Source organism: Stenotrophomonas sp. YJH_SMC_65 (assembly GCF_059369475.1).
The window spans coordinates 153153-163909 of record NZ_JCAFSR010000002.1; the positions used below are offsets into that span (position 1 = coordinate 153153).

The 10757-nt window shown below is 66.5% G+C and carries 6 protein-coding genes; 2 read left to right on the forward strand and 4 right to left on the reverse strand.

Features of this window, described 5'->3' with window-relative positions; translation table 11 throughout:
- Positions 1-42: 42 nt before the first annotated feature.
- Positions 43-1278: a hypothetical protein gene (locus AC5P7A_RS03750; RefSeq protein ID WP_014646284.1), complete on the reverse strand. Its 1236-nt coding sequence runs from the start codon at positions 1276-1278 to the stop codon at positions 43-45.
- Positions 1279-1433: 155 nt separating this feature from the next.
- Here AC5P7A_RS03750 and AC5P7A_RS03755 point away from each other — a divergent pair, with 155 nt between their 5' ends.
- Positions 1434-2225 (forward strand): dienelactone hydrolase family protein, encoded by a 792-nt coding sequence (locus AC5P7A_RS03755; protein ID WP_100449586.1) that lies wholly within the window; start codon positions 1434-1436, stop codon positions 2223-2225.
- Positions 2226-2398: 173 nt separating this feature from the next.
- Here AC5P7A_RS03755 and AC5P7A_RS03760 read toward each other — a convergent pair whose 3' ends face one another.
- Positions 2399-3397, reverse strand: a complete 999-nt coding sequence (locus AC5P7A_RS03760; protein ID WP_495219899.1) for a polyprenyl synthetase family protein — start codon at positions 3395-3397, stop codon at positions 2399-2401.
- A gap of 214 nt (positions 3398-3611) precedes the next feature.
- On the opposite strand from AC5P7A_RS03760, the gene AC5P7A_RS03765 reads away from it, so the two are divergent.
- Positions 3612-5225, forward strand: coding sequence for an alpha-glucosidase family protein (locus AC5P7A_RS03765; RefSeq protein ID WP_032957799.1), 1614 nt, complete (start codon positions 3612-3614; stop codon positions 5223-5225).
- A 211-nt stretch (positions 5226-5436) separates the two neighbouring features.
- On the opposite strand, the gene AC5P7A_RS03770 is transcribed toward AC5P7A_RS03765, so the two are convergent.
- Together AC5P7A_RS03770 and AC5P7A_RS03775 are read right to left on the reverse strand one after the other, a co-directional pair.
- Entirely contained in the window at positions 5437-8193 is a 2757-nt protein-coding gene (locus tag AC5P7A_RS03770) for a TonB-dependent receptor (RefSeq protein WP_053494617.1), read from the reverse strand.
- A 275-nt stretch (positions 8194-8468) separates the two neighbouring features.
- On the reverse strand, positions 8469-10523 hold the full coding sequence (locus tag AC5P7A_RS03775) for a glycoside hydrolase family 97 protein (protein ID WP_495219900.1): 2055 nt from the start codon (positions 10521-10523) through the stop codon (positions 8469-8471).
- Positions 10524-10757: the final 234 nt, after the last annotated feature.

Here is a 10757-nt window from a genome sequence, read left to right on the forward strand (position 1 = left end):
AGCCGGCTTCGCGCATCGAGGCCGGCCGTGCGGCGCGGCGTGTCAGCGTACCACCTGGAAATCGATGATGTCGTAGACCGATGAGCCGTACTTGCCATGCGATTCCAGGGAGATCGCGATGCCGAGGTCCTCGATGAAGGCACGAACACTGCGATCGCCGTCGACCTTGCACTCCAGCCGGATCGCATCGCCAGAAAGCGAGGCTGATACATCGCGTGCCGGGAAGCGTTCTCCGATCACGCAGGACAGCGTGGTGGTGAGTGGCTTGGAAGTGCTGCGTTCCGGATAGAAGACCATCGTCGTCTCTGCGCGGAACCGGCTGCCGGGTGTCCACGCTGCGGGAAGATCCTGCTTCAGCGACCGGGTCTGCAGGGTCATCGCAGCGTCGCGCATGGATGCCAGCTGGAAGAGATTTGCCTTTGACAGCCGATGCATGGTGAACGAGGTGTAGTCCTCGGTGATCTTCAACAGGCCGTTGTCGGCCACCATCGTAATGGTGGTCGGAGTAGTGGAGGGGGCCCTTCCCTTGATCCGGTAGCGGTAGGTCAGCGATGTGAACCGGGGGGCCAGCAACGGGTTGTCCACGCCATCAACAACAGCCTTGATAACCGGCACATCTTCCAGTCGCCGGCCGGCCGCCTGCGGCTGCGGGCGATCGGCAGCGGGTACGTCGGGGCGGAGCTGGGCCATGACATCTGCATCTACCGCCCCTTGCAGCGAACATCCCACCATGGTCCTGCCGCCGCTGGATTCCACCATCAGCACCCGTTCCAGAAGCATGCGTCCGGAGGCAATGCCGCCACGATTGGAAGTGGGCAGCCACTGATCGCCTGCGCGGACCTCGCTACGGGCATGCATTCCGCGATCGCCCTGCAGGCGCTCGGCATGTTCGATCAAGGGCGACAGCTGCTTGACAACCGTGTCCAGTGGCGCATCGAAGGTGAACCCCCAGCTCATATAACGACCCAGGACGCCCAGGTCCGACGTGTTGTCGAAGTAGGTGGCGACCGGCAGGCCGCCGATGCGAGGTCCGCCACGGAGCTGGACCTCGTTGGTGGTCTCGGAACGATCCTTGGTCTCGATCCAGTTGATCGTGCCTGTCCCACCCAACGATGCGTGCGCGGCCCATGCATCTGCGTGCGTGTGCAGGCTGGAGAAGAAGCTGGCGTCGCAGCGGCTGAACGCGGTGAAAGTCTCGTCCAGCGGACTGGCGCTCAGCTGGGCAGCAGGCAGCAGAAGGGCAAGCGAGGCAAGCGAAGTGGAACCCAGGTTTTTCACGAAACGGGACATCCTTGTTGGGGAAGGGGGGGGGGCACACAGCTGGACACTAGCTATCGGCCTGTTCGTCTGGATCTGAAGTGGGGGCTGCATTGCGTGCTTCGGCTTCACGCCGGCCCCGTACACTCCGGGTTCCCTCTCGGTGGAGCAGGCGCATGAATCGTTGGCGATGCGGTGTGGCGGTGATCCTGGGGCTGGCGGCGATGCCGGCGTGGGCGGCGATGAAGACCCAGCCGGTGGAATGGAAACACCAGGGCACGACCTTCAGTGGCGTGCTGGTCTATGACGACGGCGACAACGACAAGCGCCCGGGTCTGGTGATGGTGCCGAACTGGAAGGGCGTGAACGAATCGGCGGTCGAAAAGGCCAAGCAGTTGGCCGGCGATGACTACGTGGTGCTGGTGGCCGATGTCTACGGAAAGGGCGTGCGGCCGAAGACCGATGCCGAGGCCGGGCCGGTGGCAACCAAGCTGCGCAATGACAGGCCGCTGCTGCGCGCACGTGCGCTGGAGGCGGTGAACGTGCTCAGGGCGCAGGCGGGCAAGGTGCCGCTCGATGCCGGCCGGATTGGCGCGGTGGGCTTCTGTTTCGGCGGCACCACGGTGCTGGAACTGGCCCGTGCCGGTGCGCCGCTGGCCGGTGTGGTCAGCCTGCACGGTGGGTTGGGTTCACCGCTGCCGGCGCAGGCCGGTGGCAGCCATCCGTCGGTGCTGGTGCTCAACGGCGCAGACGACAGGAGCGTGACTGCCGAGGACATCGCTGGCTTCCAGAAGGAAATGGACGCGGCCAAGGTCGATTGGGAGTTCACTAACTACAGCGGTGCGGTGCACTGCTTCGCCGAGCGCGATGCCAACAGTCCGCCGGGGTGCCAGTACAACGAGCGGGCGGCGAAGCGCGCATGGAAGGCGCTGGATGAGTTCTTCGAGGAACGCTTCGAGAAACGTTGATTCGTGCAGTGGTAGTGCCGGCCGCTGGCCGGCAACCTCATGATGCTGCGGATGTCATCGGGAATGCCGGCCAGCGGCCGGCACTACCGATGCTTCAGTGCCGACCAACGCTCGGCACCCACCGGAATGCCGGTTTGGTGGGTGCCGACCGTTGGTCGGCACACCTCAACCGGTCAATGCGAGCGCTGCACCGCGTAGCGGGCCAGGCCGCGCAGGGCGGCCACGGCATCGTTGTCGCCCAGGCCGTCGAGCGCGCGTTCGGCGGCTGCGGCATATTCCTCGGCACGCGCGCGGCTGTACTCCAGGCCGCCGGTGGCACGGATCGCGGCCAGCACTTCCGGCATGGCCGAGGCGTCACCGTCCTGCACGATGGTGCGCAGGCGCTCGCGGGTGGCGTCGTCGGAGTGGGCCATCGCGTGGATCAGCGGCAGCGTGGCCTTGCCCTCGGCGAGGTCGTCGCCCAGGTTCTTGCCCAGCTCCTCGGCGTTGGCCGAGTAGTCCAGCACGTCGTCGGCGATCTGGAACGCGTAGCCCAGATGCATGCCGTAGTCGAACAAGGCCTGCTGGGTCGCGTCATCCACGCCGCTGGCCAGCGCGCCCAGGCGGGTGCCGGCGGCGAACAGCACCGCGGTCTTGCGCTCGATCACGCGCAGGTAGGCGGCTTCGTCGGTATCCGGGTTGTGCACGTGCAGCAGCTGCAGCACTTCACCCTCGGCGATGCGGTTGGTGGCGTCGGCCAGGATCTGCATCACCGGCATGCGCTCCAGCTCGACCATCAGCTGGAAGCTGCGCGAGTACAGGAAGTCGCCGACCAGCACGCTGGGCGCGTTGCCCCACAGTGCGTTGGCGGTGCTGCGGCCACGGCGCAGGCTGGATTCGTCCACCACGTCGTCGTGCAGCAGGGTGGAGGTGTGGATGAACTCGATGATCGCCGCCAGCTGGTGGTGCCCCGGGCCGGCCTGGCCGACCGCATGGCCGGCCAGCATCACCAGCATCGGGCGCAGGCGTTTGCCGCCGGCGGAAATGATGTGGTCAGCGATCTGGTTGATCAGCACGACGTCCGAGGACAGCCGGCGCCGGATCAGGGCGTCGACGGCGGCCATGTCGGCCGCGGCAAGCGACTGGATCTGGGGCAGGCCCAGGGCGGGACGGGTGTCTTCGGTGATGGTCATGCGATCAGGCTTTCAGGCTCACCACCGATTATAGGCGCTGGCCGTGAATTCGGGCGCAAACCGGCCCGAGCGGCAATTCCAGCCCGGCCTGCGCGGCCCTCCGCGTGAATACGTATGCAGGTTGCGCCATGCCTGGGAGCCCGCCGCTAAGCTTGCCGGATCAGGATTTCGGCCCGCTGCCGGCGGGTCCCGCATGCCCGGAGGGGGGCTGTCGATGTCGCACTATCCATGGTGGCGCGGAGCCGTCATCTACCAGATCTACCCGCGCAGTTACCTTGATGCCAACGGCGATGGCGTGGGCGATCTGCCCGGCATCATCCAGCGCCTGGACCACATTGCCGCGCTGGGCGTGGATGCGATCTGGATCTCGCCGTTCTTCAGGTCGCCGATGGCCGACTTCGGCTACGACATCGCCGATTACCGCGATGTCGACCCGCTGTTCGGCAGCCTGGACGACTTTGACCGCCTGTTGGCCAAGGCCCACGGCCTGGGCCTGAAGGTGATGATCGACCAGGTGCTGAGCCACACTTCGATCGAGCATGCGTGGTTCCGTGAGAGCCGCCAGGACCGCAGCAATCCGAAGGCCGACTGGTACGTCTGGGCCGACCCGCGCGAGGATGGCACCCCGCCCAACAACTGGCTGTCGCTGTTCGGCGGCTGCGCCTGGCAGTGGGAGCCGCGCCGTGAGCAGTACTACCTGCACAACTTCCTGGTCGACCAGCCGGACCTGAACTTCCATCACCCGGACGTGCAGCAGGCGACCCTGGACAACGTGCGCTTCTGGCTCGACCGCGGCGTGGATGGCTTCCGCCTGGATGCGATCAACTTCTGCTTCCACGACGCACAGCTGCGTGACAACCCGGCCAAGCCCGCCGACAAGCGGGTGGGGCGCGGCTTCAGCCCGGACAACCCGTACGCCTACCAGTACCACTACTACAACAACACGCAGCCGGAGAACCTGCCGTTCCTGGAGCGCCTGCGCGCGCTGCTGGACGAATACCCGGGGGCGGTCAGCCTGGGCGAGATCTCTTCGGAAGACTCGCTGGCCACCACGGCGGAGTACACCCGCGATGGCCGCCTGCACATGGGCTACAGCTTCGAGCTGCTGGTGGACGACTACAGTGCGGCCTACATCCGCGATACGGTCTCGCGCCTGGAAGCAGCGATGACCGAAGGCTGGCCGTGCTGGGCGGTGTCCAACCACGATGTGGAGCGCGCGGTCAGCCGCTGGGGCGGCCACCCCGCCGACCCGCGCCTGGCGCGGATGCTGGTGGCGATGCTGTGCTCGCTGCGCGGTTCGGTCTGCCTGTACCAGGGCGAGGAGCTGGGCCTGGCCGAGGCCGAGGTGCCGTTCGAGGCCCTGCAGGACCCCTATGGCATCACCTTCTGGCCGAATTTCAAGGGCCGTGACGGCTGCCGTACCCCGCTGCCGTGGACCGATGCACCGCTGGCCGGCTTCACCACTGGCCAGCCCTGGCTGCCGATCCCGGCCGAACACCGGGCCGCGGCGGTCGCCGTGCAGGAGCGCGACCCGCATTCGGTGCTGGCGGCGTTCCGCGCGTTTCTGGCCTGGCGGCATACCCAGCCGGCCCTCCTGCATGGCAGCATCAGATTTCTTGAAAGCGCCGAGCCCGTGCTGCTGTTCGAGCGTATGCTTGCAGATGAAACCCTCCTGCTGGCCTTCAACCTGTCGGCCGAAGCGGTGAGCCATCCGCTGCCGCCGGGCAACTGGCAGCAGGTGGTGGTACCGGGCCCGGATGCGGGCACGGTGCAGGGCAATGAACTCCAGCTGCCGCCACGCGCGGTGTATTGCGCCCGACGCAGCTGACCGTTTTCTCCGGTGGCGGTACTTGCGGGGACGGGGCCGAAGCGCCCCGTCCCTTTTTTGTGGCTGGGCCTTGCCGACCAGCGGCCGGCATCCGCGCAAAGGAAAACCCGCTGCCTGCGCAGCGGGTTTCCGGTCCTGCTCCCTGTTTCCTGTTGCCGGCCAGCGGCCGGCACTACCGGGTCCGGGCTGCCGGGCAGGGCCCGGCGCTGCCTCAGAACTTGTAGTTCACGCCCAGCATGTAGGTGCGGCCCCATTCGATGTACTCCAGCGGGCGGTCCTTGCTGCCGGCGTAGGTGCGGTACGGCTCGTTGGTCAGGTTGCTGCCCTGCAGCAGCAGGGTCAGGCCACGCAGGGCGCTGCTGTCGCTGAAGGTGTAGCTGACCTGCGCATCGGTCACGTTTTCGCCGACCACGTAGCGCAGGCTGCGGTTGCCGTTGAAGTTGCCGATCTCACCGATGAAGTCCGACCGCCGGCGCTGGCTGACGCGTGCTTCAAAACCGCTGCGCTCGTAATAGGCAGTGAAGTTGTACACGCGCTTGGACAGGCCCGGCAGGCTGATCGGGTCACTGCCGACGCTGGAGGCGCTCTCCGGATCCAGGATGGTGATGTCGCTCTTGTTGAAGGTCGCGCTGGCCTGCAGGCCGAAGCCACGCAGGCTGTCGGTCAGCATGTCCAGCGGGAACGATGCGGTCAGTTCCAGGCCCTTCAACGTGCCGCCCTTGCCGTTCTGCGGCGCGGAGAAGGTGCCGGTGGTCAGCACCGGCGCGGTCATGCCCGGCGGCGGCACGTAGCTGCCCAGCAGCGCGGTGAAGTCGTAGTTGTCCACCGATTGGGTATAGACGTAGCTCTTCAGGTCCTTGTAGAAGATCGCGGCAGCCACGTAGGCCTTCTCGCCGAAGTACTTCTCATAGGACAGGTCCAGCGCGGTGGCGCGCCACGGATCCAGCAGCGGATTGCCACCACTGCCGCCCGGCCGGCCGGTGCCGGTATCCACGCCGAACTCCAGGCCGGCGCGCATCTGGTCCACGCGCGGGCGCGCGACCTGCTTGGCGGCGGCGAAGCGCAGCGTCTGCTGGTGGGGGAACATGAAGGCCAGGTTCAAGCTCGGCAGCCAGTCGTTGTAAGTGCGGCCGTTCGAATACGGCTGCACGTTGTTGCCGGCTGACTGCGAGCTGTCCCAGTAGCGCGAATCCGAGCTCTGGTCGGTGTGCTGCATCTGCACGCCGATGTTGCCGCGCACGCCCACTTCACCGATGTCGGTGTTGATGTTCAGGCGCGCCCAGGCGGTGGTGATCTTCTCTTCGACCGTCCACGACTTGGGGATCAGGTAGTCCAGGTTGTCGACCGGGTTGAAGGTCATGTAACGACCCACAGCGGCCGGTACGTTCCAGGCCGGGATGGTGCCGAGGCCGGCGAAGCCCAGGTCCACCGGACGGTACTGCAGGTCCGAGGCGATGTTGGCATCGCCCTGTGCGCCGAGCAGGATGTTGCCTTCGGACTGGGTCTTCACCTTGCGGCGGTCGGCATAGTTCACGCCGATGTCGATGTCCGGTGCCCACGAGGCGATGGCATCAGGAAGGGCGATGGTGGCAGCCAGCTTGCCGCCCTTCAGGCGGTCTTCCACCTGCGGCACCTTGCCGTAGCCGGAGCCGTAGATCGTGTTGGTCAGGAACAGCGCATCGGGGTTGGAGTAGTTCAGGCCCGGGGTGATCTGCGAGAAGCCGTCCTGGCGGATCGACACGCCGACCGTATCCAGTTGCGGCATCGGGGTCAGCTGCAGGTTGTTTTCCAGGTTCAGCTCGTCGCGCGTGGCCTTGGAGTAGTTCAGGTCGGCGACCAGCTTGACGCCGCCGAAGTTGAACTCGTTGTTCCAGCCGAACGCATCGATCTTGTCCTTGCGCTTGTTGTACATGCCGCGCACCAGCGGATACACGCCGCTGGCGGTGCCGCCGGTGAACGAGCCGTTGGCGTTGACCTGCGGGTTGCTGACCAGCAGGCCCGGGGTGTAGTTGCCGTTGTAGTTGCTGAGGTTCAGCTCGAACTGGTTGGCGGTGTCGATCTGCTCGGCTTCGGTGTGGAAGGCATCGAAGGTGCTGGTCCAGCTGTTGTTCGGGCGGAACTGGATCGTGGCCATCACGCCGTCGCGCTTGTTGTTGCCGGTGCGGCGCAGCGCCTTGATGCCATCGGAGAAGTAGGTGCCGGCACCCACGCCCGGGCGGTCGCCCTTGTCGGTGTGCTCGGTGGTCCACGGCTCGTACAGGCCGACCTGGTTCTCCTGGATCGGCATGTCGCTGTGCGCATAGCCGATGGCGATGCCCAGGGTCTTGTCCAGGAACTGGTCGATGTAGCTGGCGCTGAAGCGGTTGCCGTACGGATCGGTGTTGGCGGCGCGGCCCAGCGAGCTCTTCTGGTAGCGGCCACTGACCGCGATCACGCGCTCGCCGAAGCTGAGCGGGCGCGCGGTCTGCATGTCGATGGTGCCTGACAGGCCTTGGCCGACCAGCGCCGCGTCCGGGGTCTTGTACACCGTCACGCCGTTGACCAGCTCGGACGGGTACTGGTCGAACTCGACGCCGCGGTTGTCGCCGGTGCTGACCACTTCGCGGCCATTGAGCAGGGTGGTGGCGAAGTCCGGCGACAGGCCGCGCACGCTGATCACCTGCGCACGGCCGGCCACGCGCTGGGCGGCCAGGCCGGGCAGGCGCGAGATGGATTCGGCGATGCTGACGTCGGGCAGCTTGCCGATGTCTTCAGCGGAGATTGCCTCGACCACCGAGGTGGCGTCCTGCTTGACCGCGATCGCGCTCTCGATGCCGCGGCGGATGCCGGTGACCTGCACCGTATCCAGGTTGGTGGCGGCGGTGCCGGCCGGCGTGGTGGTGTTCTGCGTGGACTGTGCCGACGCCAGCGTCGGCGCCAGGACAACGGCCAGCGCGATGCTCAGCGCGCTGCGCTTGTGGTTCAACATTTTCCCCTCCCAGGCAATGTTGCAGATCGATTTGTGAGCGTTCCGGCGGGGCCGTGAACGTGCGACGCGGTGGCCGCTGTCGTCGCCGCTATGGTAGGCAGCGCGTTCTTCGCGGGAATCACCCTGCATACGTATTCAATGGCGTCTGCAGGGTTGTAATCGCTTTCAGGTGCCTTGTTCGGTAGAGCCGAGCCCATGCTCGGCTGCGTTTCGGTGCTACGCACCGCCGCCCGAGCATGGGCTCGGGCGCTACGGGAGCGCAGGTAGGAAAACGTTCAGTGGATGGGCGTGAAGCGAATGGCCTGCCCACCGCCCGGTGCCAGCACCAGCGTCAGTGCATCGGCACTGGTCACCTCGCGGGTTTCGCGTGCGAACGCGAACGGGTTGCTGCGGAAATCAGCGCCTTCACCATCGCGGTAGATCTCGGCGCGATAGCGCACGCCTGGCTCCAGGAAGCCCAGCGGTACCGGCAGCACGCGGCCGTGTTCGTCGGTGATGCTGCCGAGGAACCAGTCGCGGCTGTTGCGGTCGCGGCGCACGATCGTCACGTAGTCACCCACTTCGCCATCGAGCACGCGGCTCTGCTCCCAGTCCACCGCCACCTCCTCGATGAAACGGAACGCCTCGCGATGCTGCAGGTAGTGTTCGGGCAGGTCCGCGGCCATCTGGATCGGGCTGTACAGCACCACGTACAGGGCAAGCTGGCGGGCCAGCGTGCTGGGAATGGCCTGGCCGTGGCGGCCCTTCAGGCTGAGGATGCCGGGGGTGTAATCCATCGGCCCGGCCAGCATGCGGGTGAACACCAGGTTGACCTCATGCTCCGGCGGGTTCGGCGGCTGGCCCCAGGCGTTGTATTCCATGCCGCGCGCGCCTTCGCGTGAGATCCAGTTGGGATAGGTGCGGCGCAGGCCGGTATCCTTTATCGGCTCATGCGGGTTGACCGACAGGTGCCGGCGCGCGGCTTCCTGCACCACCTTCAGGTGGTGGCGGGCCATGAACTGCCCGTCGTGCCACTCGCGCCACAGTGGGCCCCCGGCCGGATTGCGGCGGTCGACCTGGCCGTCGTCGCAGACGTAGCCGGTCTTGAACTGGTCCACGCCCAGCCGTGCATACAGGTCCAGCGCGGCACCCAGCTGGTCCTCGTAGTGCTCGATGGCGCAGCCGGTTTCATGATGGCCGATCAGGTGCACGCCCTTCTTCAGGCCATACGCCGTCAGCGCTTCAATGTCGAAATCAGGCGTGGCGCGGGTGAAATCGAAGTCGTAGCCATTGCCCACCCACATGCCATCCCAACCCGGGTTCCAGCCTTCCACCAGCACGCCGCGGAAGCCGTGCGCGGCCGCGAAGTCGATCACCTTCCTGGTCTTGGCGGTGGTGGCCGCGTGCTTCGGTCCGGTTGCCCAGCTCTCGTTGTCCAGGTGCATCGACCACCACACGCCCAGGTACTTGGCCGGCTTCACCCAGCTCACATCGCCCAGCGCGTTGGGTTCATTGAGGTTGAGGATCAGGTCCGATTCGACCAGGCCACCGGCACGATCGGCGATCTGCAGCGTGCGCCACGGCGTGGCGAAGGGCAGGGTGCGGCGTACCTTCCAGCCTTCGGCCGAGGGCGACAGCTGCGCGCGCAGGCGCTGCCCCTCGGTGCGCCGCAGCCACATGCCGGCATAGTCCACCAGCGCTGCCTCGTGGATCGCCAGATGCAGGCCATCGCGGCTGCGCAGGGTCATCGGCGTATGCACCAGCGGCACTTCGCGCAGCGGCGTGCGCTGATACAGGTATTCGTAGTGGATCGGTTCGCCGGCGGGAATCCACCAGGCGGTTGATTCGGGCGCGATGGCGAACTCGGTCAGTTCGTCATCGATGATGGCTTCGCGCAGGTTCGGTTGTTCAGGGAACACATAGCGGAAGCCAAGGCCATCATCGTAGACGCGGAACACCACATCCAGCCGCCGCTTGCTGCCGGTGGTTTCAGCCAACTGCACGGTCAGCTCGTTGAAGTGGTCGCGGGTGAGCCGGCGCTCGCCCCACGGCTGCTCCCAGGTGTCATCGACGCTGCGCCGCTGCTGGCCAAGCAGGGCGAAATCGCCGTCCAGGCGACCGTCGCGCAGGGCAAAGCCAAGCTTCGAATCCTCCACCACGGTGTCGCCCAGGCGCTCGACACGGTAGCGGGCGGTGCCGCCGTCCAGCAGCAGACTGACCTTCAATACCTTGCCCGGCGATTCGACGCTGGCCACCTGTGGCGCGGCCTGTACCAGCGTGGCCCACCCGATCAGGGCCAGGCCGAGCATGTGCGCGAACACCGCGCGTACAGCAGTGGATGACATCGGCAATTCCCCTCCCAAGGCGCCGTTGGCAGACCCGGACCATAAGCCAGCGCGGCGGGCGCGCCACCGCGCGATGCCATGAATACGTATGCAACTGGACGCAGCCGACAGCCCCGCGTCTACCATGGGGCCCAGGCACCTTGAGGGAGGGGCCGCGCCCGCCCGCCGGCAACGACGGTGCGGACCTACAACGCGTGCAGAGAGGGAGGGAGGCCGACGGGCGCAAGCCGGTCCGCCGCT